At 71.9% G+C, this 16933-nt stretch carries 15 protein-coding genes; 2 read left to right on the top strand and 13 right to left on the bottom strand.

Features of this window, described 5'->3' with window-relative positions; translation table 11 throughout:
• The first annotated feature begins 150 nt into the window (after positions 1-150).
• Positions 151-1095: a 5'-3' exonuclease gene (locus EIZ45_RS38625; protein ID WP_134668504.1), complete on the top strand. Its 945-nt coding sequence runs from the start codon at positions 151-153 to the stop codon at positions 1093-1095.
• Positions 1096-1140: 45 nt separating this feature from the next.
• Here EIZ45_RS38625 and EIZ45_RS38620 read toward each other — a convergent pair whose 3' ends face one another.
• From EIZ45_RS38620 to pafA, 13 genes are all read right to left on the bottom strand, one after another.
• The gene (locus tag EIZ45_RS38620) at positions 1141-2358 is read right to left on the bottom strand and encodes a GNAT family N-acetyltransferase (RefSeq protein ID WP_134668502.1); all 1218 of its coding nucleotides are present in this window, start codon (positions 2356-2358) and stop codon (positions 1141-1143) included.
• 56 nt (positions 2359-2414) lie between these two features.
• Complete coding sequence (locus tag EIZ45_RS38615) at positions 2415-2807, bottom strand: DUF4333 domain-containing protein (RefSeq protein WP_134668499.1); 393 nt, start codon at positions 2805-2807, stop codon at positions 2415-2417.
• Between the two features lie 38 nt (positions 2808-2845).
• Positions 2846-4048 carry a GNAT family N-acetyltransferase gene (locus EIZ45_RS38610; RefSeq protein WP_037806453.1) on the bottom strand — a complete coding sequence of 401 codons (1203 nt, stop codon included), beginning with the start codon at positions 4046-4048 and terminating at the stop codon, positions 2846-2848.
• A 51-nt stretch (positions 4049-4099) separates the two neighbouring features.
• The gene (locus tag EIZ45_RS38605; protein ID WP_134668497.1) at positions 4100-4813 is read right to left on the bottom strand and encodes a DUF4333 domain-containing protein; all 714 of its coding nucleotides are present in this window, start codon (positions 4811-4813) and stop codon (positions 4100-4102) included.
• A 127-nt stretch (positions 4814-4940) separates the two neighbouring features.
• The gene (locus EIZ45_RS38600; protein ID WP_199817167.1) at positions 4941-7724 is read right to left on the bottom strand and encodes an RNA helicase; all 2784 of its coding nucleotides are present in this window, start codon (positions 7722-7724) and stop codon (positions 4941-4943) included.
• Positions 7725-7757: 33 nt separating this feature from the next.
• On the bottom strand, positions 7758-8648 hold the full coding sequence (locus EIZ45_RS38595; RefSeq protein WP_134668495.1) for a diacylglycerol kinase family protein: 891 nt from the start codon (positions 8646-8648) through the stop codon (positions 7758-7760).
• Between the two features lie 2 nt (positions 8649-8650).
• A complete protein-coding gene (gene tatC, locus EIZ45_RS38590; RefSeq protein WP_134668493.1) occupies positions 8651-9628 on the bottom strand; it encodes a twin-arginine translocase subunit TatC in 978 nt (325 codons plus the stop codon).
• 88 nt (positions 9629-9716) lie between these two features.
• Positions 9717-10031 carry a Sec-independent protein translocase subunit TatA gene (tatA, locus tag EIZ45_RS38585; protein WP_043830417.1) on the bottom strand — a complete coding sequence of 105 codons (315 nt, stop codon included), beginning with the start codon at positions 10029-10031 and terminating at the stop codon, positions 9717-9719.
• 37 nt (positions 10032-10068) lie between these two features.
• A complete protein-coding gene (locus tag EIZ45_RS38580) occupies positions 10069-10281 on the bottom strand; it encodes a bacteriophage holin (protein WP_037806458.1) in 213 nt (70 codons plus the stop codon).
• A gap of 10 nt (positions 10282-10291) precedes the next feature.
• On the bottom strand, positions 10292-11272 hold the full coding sequence (locus EIZ45_RS38575; RefSeq protein WP_134668490.1) for a YafY family protein: 981 nt from the start codon (positions 11270-11272) through the stop codon (positions 10292-10294).
• Positions 11269-12261, bottom strand: coding sequence for a YafY family protein (locus EIZ45_RS38570; RefSeq protein WP_043830422.1), 993 nt, complete (start codon positions 12259-12261; stop codon positions 11269-11271). The genes EIZ45_RS38575 and EIZ45_RS38570 overlap by 4 nt, the downstream gene beginning before the upstream one ends.
• A 156-nt stretch (positions 12262-12417) precedes the next feature.
• A complete protein-coding gene (locus tag EIZ45_RS38565; RefSeq protein ID WP_134668488.1) occupies positions 12418-13455 on the bottom strand; it encodes an oxidoreductase in 1038 nt (345 codons plus the stop codon).
• A gap of 192 nt (positions 13456-13647) precedes the next feature.
• Positions 13648-15006: a Pup--protein ligase gene (pafA, locus tag EIZ45_RS38560; protein WP_037806466.1), complete on the bottom strand. Its 1359-nt coding sequence runs from the start codon at positions 15004-15006 to the stop codon at positions 13648-13650.
• Between the two features lie 205 nt (positions 15007-15211).
• On the opposite strand from pafA, the gene EIZ45_RS38555 reads away from it, so the two are divergent.
• Positions 15212-16651, top strand: coding sequence for a bifunctional phosphatase PAP2/diacylglycerol kinase family protein (locus tag EIZ45_RS38555; protein WP_370318235.1), 1440 nt, complete (start codon positions 15212-15214; stop codon positions 16649-16651).
• The last annotated feature ends 282 nt before the right edge of the window (positions 16652-16933 follow it).

Here is a 16933-nt window from a genome sequence, read left to right as displayed (position 1 = left end):
GCCAAACCAGACCCGAACACAACCCATTAGGACTCCTTGGGGGAATCTGATTCCCTCAAGGAGTCCTTCACGGGCTTCTGCCTTCGCGGGAGCGGACGCGCCCGGCGCCGCTTTCGGGTCGATCCGGGCCGGACGTGGCAGGCTGTGCGGGTGACCGGACCACTCGCCCTCCTCGATTCCGCGAGCCTCTACTTCCGCTCGTTCTACGCGCTGCCCGATTCGATGACCGCGCCCGACGGGACGCCGGTCAACGCCGTGCGCGGGTTCACCGACACGATCGCGCGCATCCTGACCGACCGCCGTCCGTCGCGGCTGGTCGCCTGTCTCGACGCGGACTGGCGGCCGAAGTTCCGCACCGATCTGCTGCCGAGCTACAAGGCGCACCGGGTCGCGGAGCCCGGGGACGGCGGGGCGGACGTCGAGGAGGTGCCCGACACGCTGACCCCGCAGGTGCCGATCATCCTGGAAGTGCTGGAGGCGTTCGGGTTCGCCGTCGCGGAGGCGGACGGCTACGAGGCGGACGACGTGATCGGCGCGCTCGCGACGCGGGAGAAGGACGCGCCGGTCGAGGTGATCACCGGCGACCGGGACCTGTTCCAGCTGGTGCGCGAGCAGCCGACGCCGACGTCGGTGGTGTACGTCGGGAAGGGCTGGGCGAAGGCGGAAGTGCTGGGGCAGCGAGAAATCGCCGAGAAGTACGGCGTTCCGGCCGAGCACGCCGGGCCCGCGTACGCGGACATGGCCGCGTTGCGCGGCGACCCGTCGGACGGGCTGCCGGGTGTGGCGGGGATCGGCGAGAAGACCGCGGCGAAGCTGATCACCCAGTTCGGTTCGCTGAAGGAACTCGTCGCCGCGGCCTCGGCTGGGGATTCGCGGGTGCCGTTGAAGACCCGGCTGCGGCTGTCCGACGCCGCAGATTACCTGGCTGTCGCACCGACCGTGGTGCGGGTCGCGGTGGACGCGCCGGTGGTGCAGTCCGGGCCGGACGCGGTGCCGTCCGCGCCCGCCGATCCGGATCGGGTGGCGGAACTGGCCGAGCGGTGGAACCTGGGCCGTTCGGTGGAGCGCCTGCTGGCGGCGCTGCCCGGAGCTTGACTTGCCAGGGAGGGTTCCAGCCCGCGGCGGAACCCTCCCTGACGGTCAGAAGTGCGTGCCGGTCCAGGGTTGTGTCCCGGTCCGGAACAGCGCGTCCACCCGGGCGAGGGTTTCCGCGGTCGCGCCGGTGATCCGGCCGGACAACGCGAGCGGCGCGGCTTCCCAGGCACCGAGGTACAGCATCGCGAGGGTGTCCACGTCCAGCTGCAGATCGGCGTCGGCGTCGGTGCGCTCGACCCTGTTGCTGCTGACCCGGTACCGGCCGCGGTTGTCCGGCAGCATCCGGTCGTTCACTTCCAGCACAACGGGTTCCGCGGTGCCGTACGCGCGGGCCGCGAGCGCCGCCTGGACGTCGATCAACCGCAGCCACAGTTCGTCGTCGACGCCGACGGTGTGCGTCCGGCGCGGGTCGACGAGCAGCAGGCCCACCGGGTCGTCCACCGGACGGCAGCGCGCGTGCACGACCTCGATCAGGTCGACCGACAGCAGGAACCGCCACAGTCCGGCCAGTGCTTCCGGCGTCGCCGCGTGCAGTTCGTGGACTTCGAGCGCGGCGCCGCGTTCCGGGTCGAGGTAGCTGTTCTGCGGCACGACGTGGAAGACGGCGAAGCCGTCGTCGCCGTCCGGTCCACTGTGGACGGCGACGCGGTGGTTGCCGCCGTCGGGGTGGAGATGCCAGTTGAACGCGATCGGCCACCAGAGTTCCGGGCGGGCGATCCGGCCGGGGCGGCCGGTGTCGATCCGTTGGTACAGCGAGGGAATCGTCGCGATCGCGTCGTCGGCGGAGAGCAGCCGGACGCGGCCGGGGGCGGCGACGGTTTCGCGCAGCGGGGCCGGTTGCTTGACCTGCAGGGTGGCCATGCGGGTCGCGACGCCGTAGCCGAAGCGGCCGTAGATCAGCGCTTCGCTCGCGTGCAGCGCGGCGACGACGTGGCCGCGCTGGACGAAGTCGTGCAGTTGCCGGTCCATCATCGCGGTGAGCACGCCGCGGCGGGTCCAGTCGGCGCGGACGCCGACGCCGTCGACCGCGGCCATCGGCACGGTGGCGCCGCCGGGGACGGCGAGCTGGGTGGCGAAGGAGCTGGCGATGCCGATGGGTTCGCCGTCGTGGAACGCCCCGGTGCGGCCGTCGGCCTTCCAGGAATCGCCGACCCGGGCCCAGCGCTCGTCCGAGGGCGGGTTTCCGTGCAGGGACCGCACCAGGAGGTCGAAAGTCGCGCGGCTTTCGTCGTCGGTGATCTGGCGTACCACGTAGTCGCTCATGTCCCGATTCAACCAATTTCCGCGGCCGCGCGGCTATCGGATTTAACGCGGCCGAGTCACTGGGGCGGGTCGACGCGGTACTTGCCGTCCGCGCCGGTCACCGTGATGGGGACGTGTTTCGTCGTGCCCGCGATGTCCACAGTGCACTGGAAGCGCGAGCCGTCGGCGACGGGCTGCCGGTCCGGGCAGGACACCGCGCCGACGTTCGCGAGTTTGTAGTCGGTGGTGAGGAGCCGGGTGACGGCCGTGGCCATCACCCGGGAGTCGAACACGCGCATCGCGGAGGAAGAGCTGGGCGCCGCCGCCGAGGACGACGCGACGCCCGGCTCGGCGGGGCTGTCCGGCGTGACGGTGACGGTGCGGGCCGGGGGCGGGGGTGTGCCGCTGTCGCAGCCCGCGGCGGCGAGCATTCCCATGCCGCACAACAACAGCACCCGCACGGCGCGCATCAAACCCCGTTCCTCTGCGCGAAACGTCTGGTCAACGGTCAGAAGAACGTACCGCACCACACCGATTCGCGCGTGCCGAAGAGAACGTCGGCGGCTTCGGGCGCGGCCGGGTCGAGCACCTCGATCCGGCCGGTGTCCGCAAGCGCTGAGGCTCGCCACGTTCCGAAGTAGAGCATGGCGAGGGTGTCCGCGGAGAGCCGCAGCGCGGGTTCCGCGTCGGTGCGGGAGGCGCCGTCGGGTCCGACGAGGTAGCGGCCGTCGTTGGCGGGCAGCGACCGGTCGGCCACCTCGATGACGACGGGTTCGGCCGCTCCGTAGGTGCGGGCGGCGAGCGCGACGGGCACGTCGACCAGCCGGAGCCAGCTCTCGTCGTCGATGCTTTCGGTTTTCGCCATTCGGGGGTCGGTGAACAGCAGCGCGTGCGGTTCGCCGAGCGGGCGCATCGGGAGCACGATCTCGTCGACCAGGTCGACCGAAAGCAGGAACCGCCACAGCCCGGCGAACGCTGCCGGGTTGGCGTAGCTGAACTCCACCACCTGCAGCTTGCCGTTGTCGTGCGCGGCACCTTCTTCGACGTGGTAGATCACGTAGCCGTCGGTGCCGTCCTGGCCGCGGTGCACGGCGGTCTGGACGAGCTTCGCGCGGCGGCGCAGGTGCCCTTCGAACCCCGGCCAGTAGATCTCCGGCCGGGTCATCGCGCCGACGTGGCCGGTTGCGGTCGCGGCATAGAGTTCCGGCCATCGCGGCGCGGCCTCGTCGATGCCGAGCACGGTGACTTCTCCCCCGGCGGGCACGTCGGGGCGCAATTGCGCCCGGTGCTTCTTCACCACGACCTGGTTCGCGAGGGTCGTGACGCCGTAGCCGTAGCGGCCGTAGATCGCGCCCTCGGACGCGTGCAGCAGCGCGAGCGAAACGCCTCGTTCGGCGAGGTCGCCCAGCTGCGCGGCCTGCAGCGCGCTGAGCACGCCGCGGCGGGTGCGTCCGGCGCGGACTCCGACGCCGGTGACCGCGGCCAGCGGGAGCCGTTTGCCGCCGGGGACGACCATTTCGGCCGCGAAGGACCGGGCGGTGCCGACCAGGTCCGGCTCGAAGACGCCCCAGCTGCGTTCGGCCTCGTAGGCCGCGGAGACGCGGTCCCATTCCTCGTCGGTGCCGGGCTGGACGTGCAGCGCGGCCCGGAACAGGTCCCAGGCCGCGCGCTGCTCGTCGGGACGGAGGATGCGGACGGTGCGGTCGCTCATGCCCCGATCATTGCGGGAGCGGCAGCTTGCCCGCCACTGAATTGCGGGGCGTCACTTGGCCGCGGGCGGCGAGACCTCGTAGTTGCCGTCGTTGCCCTTGACGGTGATCGGGACCTGCTGGGGTTTGCCGTTGATGGTGGCGGTGCACTCGAATTTCGCGCCGTCCTCCACCTTCTGCTCGGCCGGGCAGGTGACCCCGCTGACGCCCTGGATCTTGTAGGTGTCGGTGAGCAGCTTCGCGACGTCGGTCTGCATCTGGTTGTTGTTGAAGACCTGGGTCTTGAAGAAGCCGGGCGCGACGAAGCCGAGGATCGCCACGACGGCCACCACGACGACGAGCGCGCCGATCCCGATGAACAGCCCCTTCTTCGACCCGCCCGAGGATTCCGGGGCGGCCCCGCCGGGCTGGCCGTAGTCGTACTGGCCAGGCTGCTGGCCGCCGTACTGCTGTTGCTGCTGCGGATCGCCGTAGGGCTTCTGCTGGCCGTAGGAGGGCGGCTGCTGCCCGTACTGCGACGGCTGCTGTCCCCATTGGGGCTGCTGCGGCTGCTGTTGCTGCGGGTAGCCGCCGGGCTGCTGGCCGTAGTTCGGGTCCTGACCGTAGGGCTGCTGGCCGTACTGCTGGGGCGGGTACGGCTGCTGCTGCGGCCCGCTCTGCGGGTACGCGCCGCCCGGCTGCTGCCCGTAGCCGGGGTCCTGGCCGTAGGGCTGTTGCCCGTACTGGGGCTGCTGCCGCGGGTCGTTGCCGCCATACGGCGTGCTCATCGTTAGCCTCCGCCTTCGTCTGTCCGCATCCGCAGGCCGGGCCGCGGGTGTCGTGCGCGATCCAACCACAGGTCTGGACCTGGCACACGTGTCCGCGCGCAGTCGCTACCAAGGTGTGCCCTCGCGCTCACGCCGCTCCCGCCGCCACGACGCCGCGGCGCAGTGCCCGGACCGCCTGTGCTGCCGCCGCGCCGACCGGGTCCTCCTTGCCGAGGACGTCGCGGACCTGGTCGAGCAGGTCGATGACCTGGCGGCACCAGCGGACGAAGTCGCCCGCGGACAGTTCCTGCCCGTTGGTCTCGGCCGCGGTGAGGACCTTTTCCAGGGATTCGCCGCGCGCCCAGCGGTAGACCGGCCACGCGAACCCGGCGTCGGGTTCGCGGGTGCGGTCGAGGCGGTGGCGGCGTTCGTCCTCGGTGAGTTCGACCCACAGCCTGCTGGTTTCCTGCCACGCGCCGGGGACCGCGCCGCCGGGCAGGCGGGGTTCGCCGGCGGTGTCGCGGCGGGCCTCGAACACGAGGGTGGACACGACGGCGGCGAGTTCGGCCGGGCCGAGGCCGTTCCAGACGCCGTGCCGGATGCATTCGGCGGCGAGCAGGTCGGATTCGCTGTAGAGGCGGGTGAGGCGGCGGCCGTGTTCGGTGACGCGGTCCTCGCCGTCGCCGGGGCGGACGTAGCCGCGTTCGCCGAGCAGCCGCAGGATCCGGTCGAACGCGCGGGCCAGCGAGTGCGTGGTGGCCGCGACCTTCCGTTCGAGCTGTTCGGTTTCGGCCGACAGCCGCTGGTAGCGCTCGACCCAGCGGAGGTTGGCCTCGCGTTCGGCGAGGCCGTGGCAGGGGTGGGCGCGCAGGGCGCGGCGCAGCGAGGCGAGTTCGGCGTCGTCTGCGGCCGCGGTGCGGCGGCGCTGGCGGCCGGGGAGCGCGATGCCGGCGTTGCGCAGCGACGAGGCGATGTCGCGGCGGGTCTTGGGCGAGCGCAGTTCGATGTGCTTGGGCAGCTTGATCCGGCCGAGGGCTTCGACCGGGGCCGGGAAGTCGGCGACCGACAGCGGACCGGACCAGCGGTCCTCGGTGACGACGACCGGGCGGGGTTCGCGGATCGGGTCGAGGCCGGGGTCGACGACCACGGCGAGCCCGGCCCGGCGGCCCGCTGGGACCGGGATGACGTCGCCCTTGCGCAGTTTCTCCAGCGATTGCGCGGTCTCGGCGCGGCGGGACGAGGTGTTCTGCCGCGACAGCGTCTTCTCGCGGGCGGAGATCTGCGCGCGGAGTTCGACGTACTCGAGCATCTGGTCGAAGTCGCCGGAGATCGCGGCCGTGTAGCCCTTGAGGGCTTCCTTGTTGCGTTCGATCCGCCGTGCGGTGCCGACGACCGACCGGTCGGCCTGGAACTGCGCGAACGACTGTTCCAGCAGGTCGCGGGCGGCGTCCGCGCCGACCTGGGCGACGAGGTTGACCGCCATGTTGTAGCCGGGGCGGAACGACGAGCGCAGCGGGTACGTGCGGGTGGACGCGAGACCGGCGACGGCCTTCGGGTCGACCCCGGGCTGCCAGGCGACGACGGCGTGGCCCTCGATGTCGATGCCCCGGCGGCCGGCGCGGCCGGTGAGCTGGGTGTATTCGCCCGGGGTGAGGTCGACGTGCGCCTCGCCGTTGTATTTCACGAGCCGTTCGAGCACGACGGTGCGAGCGGGCATGTTGATGCCGAGCGCGAGGGTTTCGGTCGCGAACACGACCTTCACCAGGCCGCGGACGAACAGTTCCTCGACGGTCTCCTTGAACGCGGGCAGCAGCCCGGCGTGGTGGCCCGCGAAGCCGCGCTCCAGCGCCTCGCGCCATTCCCAGTAGCCGAGGACGCCGAGGTCGCCCTCGGGCAGCTCAGCGGTGCGCTCGTCGACGATCCGGCGGATCTCCTCGACCTGTTCGGGGCCGTTGAGCCGCAGGCCGGAGCGGACGCACTGGGCGACCGCCGCGTCGCAGCCGGCGCGGGAGAAGATGAACACGATCGCGGGCAGCAGCCCGGCGTGGTCGAGCCGTTCGACCACGTCGACGCGCGACGGCGGCCGGAACCGCGGCCCGCGCGGCGGTCCTCCGCGGCGGCCGCCGCGCGGGCCGCGGAAGTTGGGGGCGAAGCGGCCCATGTCGTCGGTTTTGCGCAGCAGCGTGGGGTTGATCCGCAGCTGCTCCCCCGGGTCGGCCTCGTTCTGGCCGGCGAACAGGTCGAGCAGCTGGTTGCCGACGAGCATGTGCTGCCACAGCGGGACCGGGCGGTGCTCGTCGACGACGACGGTGGTGTCGCCGCGGACCTCGACGAGCCATTCGCCGAATTCCTCGGCGTTGCTGACGGTGGCGGACAGGCCGACGACGCGGACGTGCTCGGGCAGGTGGAGGATCACTTCCTCCCAGACCGCGCCGCGGAAGCGGTCGGCGAGGTAGTGGACCTCGTCCATGACGACGTAGCCGAGTTCGGGGATGGCGGAGCTGCCCGCGTAGAGCATGTTGCGCAGCACCTCGGTGGTCATGACGACCACCTGGGCGTTGCCGTTGATCGAGGTGTCGCCGGTGAGCAGGCCGACGGCGTCGTTGCCGTAGCGTTCGACGAGGTCGGCGTACTTCTGGTTGGACAGGGCCTTGATCGGGGTGGTGTAGAAGCATTTGCGGCCCTCGGCGAGGGCGAGGTGGACGGCGAACTCGCCGACGACGGTCTTGCCCGCCCCGGTGGGGGCGCAGACCAGGACGCCGTGGCCCTCTTCGAGCGCTTCGCAGCCGCGGATCTGGAAATCGTCGAATTCGAAGGCCGATTCGGCGGAAAACCGGGTCAGCTGGGGGTGCTTGGCGCGGCGACGGGAGGCAGCGTAGGCCTCGGCCGGCGATGGTGAAGGGCTAGTGGCCACCCCGTCAGGGTTCCACATGCCCCCGACATTCCGCACGCGGCGTGCCGCCGGTCACCGCGGGGGCGCGACGACCGTGAGCGCGGAGGGCACGCAGGTCGCTTCGACCGGCGCCTGGCCTTGGTCTTCGCCGTCGGCGTAGACGGGCCAGCCGGGTGCTTCGATGCGCAGGGTGCGGGTGCGGAAGGTTTCAACGCTGGGCTTGTGCACGTGTTCGCCGGTGCGCAGGTGCGGGAGCATCCGGAGCAGGCGGGCGCGGCCGGGGGCGCCGATGACGGTGACGTCGAAGAGGCCGTCGCCGGGGTCGGCGTCCGGGCAGATCGGGATGCCGCCGCCGTAGAAGGGGGTGTTGCCGACGGCGATCAGGCTCGTGTCCCCGGAGAAGGTGCCTTCGTCGGTGTGCACGACGATCGGGCTGGGCTTGAACGCGGCGAGTTCGGCGAGGATCGCGAGGTCGTAGCGGCGGGGTCCGGCGGGCCAGCGCATCGCGTTCGCGCGGGCGTTGACGGCGGCGTCGAATCCGGCGCACAGCACGGTGGCGAACCAGGTGTCGCCGACGCGGCCGAGGTCGACGCTGCGGCGGTGCCCGGCCTGCAGGGCTTTGGCGAGGGCGTCGGTGGCGGCGCGCGGGTCGGCCGGGACGCCGAGGGCGCGGGCGAAGTCGTTGCCGGTGCCGGAGGGGACGAGGCCGAGCGCGACGCCGTGGTCGGCGCAGAACTGGACGCCCTGGTGGGCCGCTCCGTCGCCGCCGAGGACGATCAGCACGTCGAGGCCTTCGGCGTGCGAGGACCGCATGAGCGCGCGGGATTCCTCGACGCTGGTGGCGGTGAGGAGGTCGAGCCGGTCGACGGCGGGCCGGAGCCGTGCCGCGACCGCTTCGGCGAGGCGGGCCGCGGCACCGCGGCCGGAGGCCGGGTGCACGGCCAGTGCTGCGTTCAGGCCCACGGTCAGGTGATGTCGTCGGTCGAGCCGCCGCGGCCGGACGCCGGTTTCTGCGCGGCCGGTTCCTCGCCGTCGGCGGTGCTCGGCGTGTAGTGGAACGGCGCGGCCTCGTCGTCGGCGAGCTGGTCCCAGCCCTCGTCCTGGCGGACGCGGTCGAGCTTGCGGTCGTGGAAGCGGGCGATCTGGATCGAGATCTCGAACAGCAGGGTGAGCGCGGCGGCGAGGCCGAGCATCGAGAACGGGTCCGAGCCGGGGGTGGCGAACGCGGCGAACACGAACAGCGCGAACACGATGCCGCGGCGCCACTTCTTGAGCTGCTGGTACTTGAGCACGCCGACGCGGTTGAGCATCACGACGAGCAGCGGGAGCTCGAAGCTGACGCCGAAGATCACCAGCAGGGACAGGATGAACGAGATGTACTTGTCCGCGGTGAGCGCGGTGACGAACTGGTCCTGGCCGAATCCGGCGAGCAGCGCGAGCGCGTGCGGGACGAGCAGGTAGGCCAGCACCGCGCCGGCGGCGAAGAGCACCGAGGCGAAGCTGACGAAGATCAGCGCGTACCGGCGTTCCTTGGCGTAGAGGCCGGGGGCGATGAACGCCCAGATCTGGTACAGCCAGGCCGGCGACAGCAGCACCGCGCCGGCCGCGACGCCGACCTTGAGGCGGATCATGAACGCTTCGAACGGCACGGTCTGCAGGAGCCGGCAGCCGGGCTGGTCGCCCGCGAAGCGCTGCGCGGCGGGGATGGCGCAGTAGGGGTGCGTCATGATGTCGCCGAGCGACGGGATCGGGCCGAGGCGCTGCTCGAACCAGATGAACCCGAAGATCGCGCCGATGACGACGAAAACGACCGCCCAGCCGAGGCGGCGGCGGAACTCGTAGATGTGCTCGATGAGCGTCATCGTGCCGTCGGGGTTTTTCCGACGGCTGCGCCGGCTCCGCTTGCTGGACCGGCTGCCGTTGCCGTTGGCGGCTTCCGCCACTGGTCGTTCCGTTCTCGTCAGAGCCCGCCGGGGCGCGCCGCACCGGCGCGCCGCCGTGGACCGGGGACCGGGTGGTGCGCGCGGAGGGTCAGCTCGCGTTCTTCTGCGGCTGGTCGGCCGAGGCCGCCTGCTGCTTCTTCAGTTCGTCGAGCTGGCGCTGGAGGTCGGCGACCTGCTTGTCCTGCGCGGTCTGCGCGGGCGCGGGAGGGGCGATGTGCCGGGTGTCGGCGGACTCGGCCTCGGCTTCGGCCTTCTGTTCGCCGGTCAGGTCCTTGGTCTCGGCCTTGAAGATCTTCATGGACTTGCCGATGGACCGGGCCGCGTCCGGGAGCCGCTTCGCTCCGAACAGCAGAACCACCACGAGCACCAGAACGATGATGTGCCACGGCTGCAGCGCGTTCATGGTCGTCTGCCCTCCTTGTCTGGGGTCTGTGCTGATGTTACTTGTTGCCGGTCGCCGGGCGGCGTTCGGCCACGGCCACACGGAGTGCCGCGGACCGGGCCCGGAGGAGTCCGGTCCGGTCGTGGGTGTCCGCACTGACCATGCTCATGGTGCGGCGGAAGCGGCGCAAGACTCCGGCGGTCCGTACCAGCAGCAGGGCCAGGACGAGCAGGCCGGCCGCGAGCAGCACATAGACGGGCAGGTACGGCACTGAAACCACCTTATCGGTCGGAGATGGACATGAGGTGACGGGCACGCGCCACCGCGTCGGCGGCCCGGCGACCGACTGCCTCGGCGAGTGTGGCGGGGCTCTCCACCTGGGCTTCCCCGCCGAGGCTGAGCACGAGGCGGACCATCCAGGGCTCGTCGCCATACCGCATCGCGATGCGCAGCCGCCCGCCGTCGAGCTCGTCGAGTTCCTCGCACGGGTAGTACTCGGCGACCCAGCGCGCGTCGGGGTCGAGCACGAGATGGGCGACCCGCTGATCGGGACGGGCGGAGAAGACCCCGTCGGACAGGTCGGTGGGCCGCGCGTGGGCGGGCGGAGCCGCGGGTTCGTCCAATACGGTGAGCGCGTCCACCCGATCGAGGCGGAAGAGCCGGACGCCTTCGACCCGGCGGCACCACGCTTCGAGGTAGCCGACGCCTTGGACGATGACGAGCCGCATCGGGTCGACGGTGCGTTCGGTGATCTGGTCGCGCGAGGCGGTGTAGTAGCGCATCCGCAGCGCGCGGCCGTCCTGCAGGGCGCCGGAGACGGTCTCGCGGGTGCGGGCGGCGCGGGCTCCTTCGCGCACTCCTCCCCCGACGACGACTCCGGCCGGGCGGGCCTGCCCGGCGGCGTCCTCGATCTTGGCGATGGCGCGGCGGACCGCGTCGCCGTCGGCCACGCCCGGGGTTTCGGCGAGCGCGCGGAGCGCGACCAGCAGCGCGGTGGCCTCGCCGCCGGTGAGGCGCAGCGGTCGGCTCATCCCGGCGTCGTGGGTGACGACGATGGTGTCGCCTTCGAAGGACAGGTCGATGAGGTCGCCGGGGCCGTAGCCGGGCAGGCCGCACATCCACAGCAGTTCGAGGTCTTTGCGCAGCTGGCGCGGGGTGACGTCGAAGTCCTGCGCGGCCTCGTCGATCCGGATGCCGGGGCGGGCCAGCAGGTAGGGCACGAGCGCGAGGAGTCTCGGCATGCGTTCGCCGGAGGCGCTCATCGGGCGCTCCCCTGCCCGGCGCGGGCGAGCACGGCCTCGAGCCGGTGCTGCACGGATTTCGCGAGCACGTCCGGTTCGAGGACGAGCACGTCCGGGCCCTGCGCGGCGATCCAGTCGGCGGCCGATTCCGGGAAGTACAGGCCGATCTCGATGACGTCGCCTTCCTCGCCCGCGACGGTTTCGCGGCCCACGATGTCGCCGCGGCGGCGGACTCCGGCTGCGCGGCCGTCGGCGACCCACAGCCGGGCGGTCGTGACCGGGGACGGGTCTTCGCTGCCGCCGGTCACCGACACGAGCTGCATCAGGTTGACGCCCTCGGGCCGCACGACCGCGCCCGGTTTCCCGATCGCGGCGACCTTTCCGGTGACGCGGGAGAGCCGGAAGCAGCGGGGCGCGTCGCGGTCGCGGTCGTGCCCGACGACGTACCAGCGGGCGCGCCAGGACACGACGCCCCACGGTTCGAGCGTGCGGATGCGGCGTTCGGGCGAGCCGCTGCGCCGGTACTCGAACCGGACCGCCTGCCCGGCCTGGACGGCGGCGAGCATCGGCGCGAACGCCGGTTCCGCGCGCACCCGCGGTTCGATCACGGTCGGGGCCTGGTCGTCGACCTCGACGCCGGCCGCGCGCAGTTTCACCAGCGCGCCCTGGGCCTGTCCGGTGAGCTCGGGCGAATCCCAGAGCCGGACGGCGAGCCCGACCGCCGCGGCCTCGTCCGGGGCGAGGTCGATCTCGCCGAGTTCGTAGTCGCGGCGCGCGATGCGGTAGCCCTCGACCGGGTCGAAGACGGAGTTGCGGCCGGTTTCGAGCGGGATGCCGAGTTCGCGCAGTTCGGTCTTGTCCCGCTCGAAGGTGCGGAAGAAGGCGTCGTCGCTGGCCGCGTCGGCGTACCCGGGCACGATCCCGCGGATCCGCTCCGCGGTGAGGTACTGCCGGGTGGAGAGCAGGGCCAGCACGAGGTTGACCAGCCGTTCGGCGCGTGCGGTGGACACCAGACGACTCTAGCTCTCCCGGCCGCGCGCGATCGTCAGGTCCAGCCCTCGCGCGTCGCGCCTGGTCAGCCCGCGTGCGACCGAACGGACCCGCCGTGCGCGTCCGGTCACGCACCGCCGTTCCGGGCGGCTTCCCTGCCCGGAACGGGTTCCCTCTTACGGAACCAGCTTCGCGACGCGGCCCTTGGCTCCGCTGGCCCAGCACGCGCCGGACCACGTGCAGTCGACCGTGTCGAAACTGCCGCTGTCGAAGGAGGTCCAGTGCCGTCCGCCGTCGCGGCTCAGATCGCTCCCGCCCGGTCCGACGGCCAGCACCGTGCCGCCGCGCCAGGCGAGCCCGGAACGGTAACCGGCGGGATGCTCCGGCGGCGTGCGCCAGCTGCTCCCGCGGTCATGGCTGAGCGCGACCGCCGGGCCGGGTGCGGTCGGGTTCGCGTAGTCGCCGCCGATCGCGACGCCTTGCCACGGCGTACGGAACGCCACCGCGAACACTCCGGCCGACGCGCTGCTGGGCAACGGGGTTTCAGCCGCGGTCCAGTGCCGCCCGCCGTCGCCGGAGTGCAGGACGCGGGCGTGCGCACCCCCGCCGGTGGCCAGCCACGCGTCGAACGGTCCGGACGTGGTGATGCACTGGCCGCTGGCCGCGAATCCGGCTTCTCCGGGCTCGGCGGGCGGGAAAGCGTCGTCGGGGAGCTGCTTCCAGCTGCGGCCGCCGTCGAAGGTGGCCTGGACGCGAAACTTCCCGTCGACCGGGTCGCTCATCGCGAGACCGCGCCACGGGTCGAAGAAGGCGAGGCAGTCGTAGAAGGCGGCGGAATCGGGATTGCTGAACGTCTGGTGCCAGTGCTTCCCGGCGTCGTCGGTGCGGTAGATCCGGGAATCCGCACCGGGCCCGATCGACAGCACGACGGCGTGGTCGGCGTCGAAGGCCTCGATGTCGCGGAACTCGAGCTTCCCGGTGTCCGGCGGACCGACCGGCCGCCAGCTGTGCCCGCCGTCGACCGTCCGCAGCACGGTGCCCTGGGTGCCGCTGACCCACGCGACCCGCTCGCTCACCGCGGAGAGCCCGCGGAATTGCGCCGCGGTGCCAGTGGGCAGCAGCCGCCACGACGGCAGCGAAGAGGCCGCGGCGACTCCGCCCAAGGACATCGACAGGACCGCTATGAGGACCAGGACCCTCCGGAACGCACTCATGCGGAGATCCTGCCGCACTCGGGTGACGACTTTCGTCGGTTTATGCGCCCGCAGCAACGTTTTCCCGCGCCCGAACCGCTCGCGCAACCCCGCCGCGAGAACGCCGAGGGAGGTTCGGGAGAGGGCCCCTGACGGAATCTGATTCCCTCAGGGGCCCCTCGCGACCATCGAGCCGGTGTTCCGGTGCGGAAATTACAGAGAGCCGATGAGCCGTTCCACGCGCTCGTCGACCGACCGGAACGGGTCCTTGCACAGCACGGTCCGCTGCGCCTGGTCGTTCAGCTTCAGGTGCACCCAGTCGACGGTGAAGTCTCGTCCGGCCGCCTGGGCCGCCGCGATGAAGTCGCCGCGGAGTTTCGCCCGGGTGGTCTGCGGCGGGGTGTCCTTGGCCGCCTCGATCTCGCCGTCGTCGGTGACGCGCCGGACGAGGCCCTTGCGCTGCAGCAGGTCGAAGATGCCCCGGCCGCGGCGGATGTCGTGGTAGGCGAGGTCGAGCTGGGCCACGCGCGGGCTGGACAGGTCCAGGTCGTGCTTGGCCCGGTAGCGCTCGACCAGGCGGTGCTTGATCGCCCAGTCGATCTCGGTGTCGATCTTGCTGAAGTCCTGCTCCTCGACTGCCTCGAGCGCCCGGCCCCACAGCTCCACCACGCGTTCGTTGGCGGGGGTGGACCCGTTCTCCTTCAGGTGCTGGACGGCGCGGGCGTGGTACTCCCGCTGGATGTCCAGCGCGGACGCCTCGCGCCCGCCGGCGAGGCGGACCTGGCGGCGTCCGGTGAGGTCGTGGCTGATCTCCCGGATCGCGCGGATCGGGTTGTCGAGGGTGAAGTCGCGGAACTGGACCCCGGCCTCGATCATCTCGAGCACGAGGTGCGCCGACCCGACCTTGAGCATCGTCGTCGGCTCGGCCATGTTGGAGTCGCCGACGATGACGTGCAGGCGCCGGTAGCGCTCGGCGTCGGCGTGCGGTTCGTCGCGGGTGTTGATGATCGGCCGGGACCGGGTGGTGGCGCTGGAAACGCCCTCCCAGATGTGCTCGGCGCGCTGGGAAAGGCAGTACACCGCGCCGCGCGGGGTCTGCAGCACCTTGCCCGCGCCGCAGATGAGCTGGCGGGTGACGAGGAAGGGCAGCAGCACGTCGGCGATCCGGGAGAACTCCCCGGCACGGGTCACCAGGTAGTTCTCGTGGCAGCCGTAGGAGTTGCCCGCGGAGTCGGTGTTGTTCTTGAACAGGAAGATGTCGCCGCCGATGCCCTCGTCGGCCAGCCTGCGCTCGGCGTCCACGAGGAGGTCCTCGAGGATCCGCTCGCCTGCTTTGTCGTGCGTGACGAGCTGGGTCAGGTCGTCGCACTCCGCTGTCGCGTACTCCGGGTGCGAGCCCACGTCGAGGTAGAGCCTGGAGCCGTTGGACAGGAACACGTTGGACGAGCGTCCCCACGAGACGACCCGCCGGAAGAGGTAGCGCGCGACCTCGTCGGGCGAGAGCCTGCGCTGGCCGTGAAAGGTGCACGTGACCCCGAACTCGGTCTCGATGCCAAAGATCCGCCGCTGCATCCCACCAGAGTAGGCGCTGGACCCCCGCGGAAGGTGCGCCGTTCGGGCGGCGACACGCGGTCGGTACGTTGCAAGTGGTGACATTGCGGCGGAAACCGGTCGCCGGGACCGGTGGGCGATCCGGCGCGGCCAGCGGAGGTGGACGAGAGTGTTCCAGCAGGTCGGCCGGGCATTCCGGCAGGTAGGGCGGCGGGATCGGGCCCTCATGAGGCGCAGTGCGGCGCTCCCCCGCACCCGGGCGGACGACATCGTGACCGCGTTGTCCCGAAGTGCGGACAAATCGCGGCTCTGGTGGGGCGTGGCGGCCGTACTGGCGGTCCGGAAGGGCCCGGCGCGCCGCGGCGCGCTGCGCGGGATCGCCGCCATCGCGGGGGCGAGCGCCGCGGCGAACCTGGTCGCGAAGCCGTTGTTCCCGCGCCGCCGTCCGGCCGAGGAAGAGGTTCCGGCGCACCGTCAGCTGCGGAAACGGCCGACGTCGTCGTCGTTCCCGTCCGGACATTCGGCTTCGGCCGCCGCGTTCGCGACCGCGGTCGCGATGGAGTCGCCGCCGGCCGGGCTGGCGATCGTGCCGCTCGCCGGCGCGGTCGCGTACTCGCGGGTGCACACCGGCGTGCACTGGCCGAGCGACGTCGCCGCGGGGCTCGCGATCGGGACCGGGATCGCCGTGCTGACCCGGCACTGGTGGCCGCTGCACCCGGACGTCCGCGCCCGCACCGCGCACGCCGCGGAAGCGCCGGAGATGCGCGACGGCGAGGACATGCTGGCGCTGGTCAACCCGCATTCGGGCGTCAACGGCCAGGACCCGACCGAGGACGTCCGCTACGCGTGGCCGAAGGCGTCGCTGATCTACCCGGACCCGTCGCGGGATCTGCGCGAGCAGCTCGCCGACGAGATCGAAGCGCACGGTTCGGTCCGCGCGCTCGGCGTGGCGGGCGGGGACGGCACGGTCGCGGCCGTGGCGTCGGTCGCCGCCGAACGCGGGCTGCCGCTGGCGCTCATCCCGGCCGGGACGCTCAACCACTTCGCCCGCGACGTCGGGGTCCGGTCGATGCCGGACGCGGACGAGGCGACCGAGGGCGGGCACGCGGTCGGCATCGACCTGGCCGAGGTCGAGATCGACGGCTCCGGCGAGGCCGGGCACCGCTGGTTCGTCAACACCGCGAGCCTCGGCGGGTATCCGGAAATGGTGCGGCTGCGGGAAAAGCTGCAGACCCGGTTCCCGAAGTGGCCGTCCGCGGCGATCGCGCTGGTACGGGCGATGCGGCGGGCGAAACCGCTGCGGGTGCAGCTGAACGGGAAGCCGACGCAGGTGTGGCTGATCTTCGTCGGCAACGGCACGTACGCGCCGAAGGGGTTCGCTCCGTCGCGGCGCCCGGCGCTCGACACCGGCCTGCTCGACGTCCGGTACGTGCGGGCCGACGTGCGCTGGTCGCGGATCCGGTTCGTGCTGGCGAGCCTCACCAACAGCCTGCACGCGAGCCACGTCTACCGGCAGCGGGACCTGCCCGAGCTGCACGTGCGGCTGCTCGACGGGAACCGCCGGGTCGCCACCGACGGCGAGGTCGGGCCGCTCGGGCGGGAGTTCCGGTTCCGGTCGCGGCCGAGCGCACTGACCGTCTACCGGAATCCGGACAGCGACGCCTGACCGCGCGATGCCCTGAGGTTCCTCCGCCAGCGTTCGGCCGGGCACCGTGTGCTTCGCCGCAGTGCCCGGCCGACCCCGCGCTGACCTGCGCTTTTGCCGTCGGCTCGCCGCATCGGGGGCAGGTCTTGATCGTTTCTTTACCTTTTCTCAACGAATCCACAGCGAGCCCTCAATAGCGTGATCTTCGAGGTGCGGACTGCCCTGTCCGCACCAGTTCACGGCAGGGGTCTTCTCAGTGCGTTTTTCCTCCCGCGGTCACAGCTGCCCGTCTTCGGCAGGCCG

Source organism: Amycolatopsis sp. CFH S0740, assembly GCF_004522315.1.
Classification (GTDB): domain Bacteria; phylum Actinomycetota; class Actinomycetes; order Mycobacteriales; family Pseudonocardiaceae; genus Amycolatopsis; species Amycolatopsis nivea.
This window is presented reverse-complemented; position numbering and strand designations above follow the sequence as displayed.

Excerpts from the sequence above, each read along its gene's own strand:
- EIZ45_RS38620 (WP_134668502.1), bottom strand. The coding sequence starts at position 2,358 with ATGAGCGACTACGTGGTACGCCAGATCACCGACGACGAAAGCCGCGCG.
- EIZ45_RS38615 (WP_134668499.1), bottom strand. The coding sequence starts at position 2,807 with ATGCGCGCCGTGCGGGTGCTGTTGTTGTGCGGCATGGGAATGCTCGCC.
- EIZ45_RS38610 (WP_037806453.1), bottom strand. The coding sequence starts at position 4,048 with ATGAGCGACCGCACCGTCCGCATCCTCCGTCCCGACGAGCAGCGCGCG.
- EIZ45_RS38605 (WP_134668497.1), bottom strand. The coding sequence starts at position 4,813 with ATGAGCACGCCGTATGGCGGCAACGACCCGCGGCAGCAGCCCCAGTAC.
- EIZ45_RS38600 (WP_199817167.1), bottom strand. The coding sequence starts at position 7,724 with ATGTGGAACCCTGACGGGGTGGCCACTAGCCCTTCACCATCGCCGGCC.
- tatA (WP_043830417.1), bottom strand. The coding sequence starts at position 10,031 with ATGAACGCGCTGCAGCCGTGGCACATCATCGTTCTGGTGCTCGTGGTG.
- EIZ45_RS38575 (WP_134668490.1), bottom strand. The coding sequence starts at position 11,272 with ATGAGCGCCTCCGGCGAACGCATGCCGAGACTCCTCGCGCTCGTGCCC.
- EIZ45_RS38565 (WP_134668488.1), bottom strand. The coding sequence starts at position 13,455 with ATGAGTGCGTTCCGGAGGGTCCTGGTCCTCATAGCGGTCCTGTCGATG.
- pafA (WP_037806466.1), bottom strand. The coding sequence starts at position 15,006 with ATGCAGCGGCGGATCTTTGGCATCGAGACCGAGTTCGGGGTCACGTGC.
- EIZ45_RS38555 (WP_370318235.1), top strand. The coding sequence starts at position 15,212 with ATGAGGCGCAGTGCGGCGCTCCCCCGCACCCGGGCGGACGACATCGTG.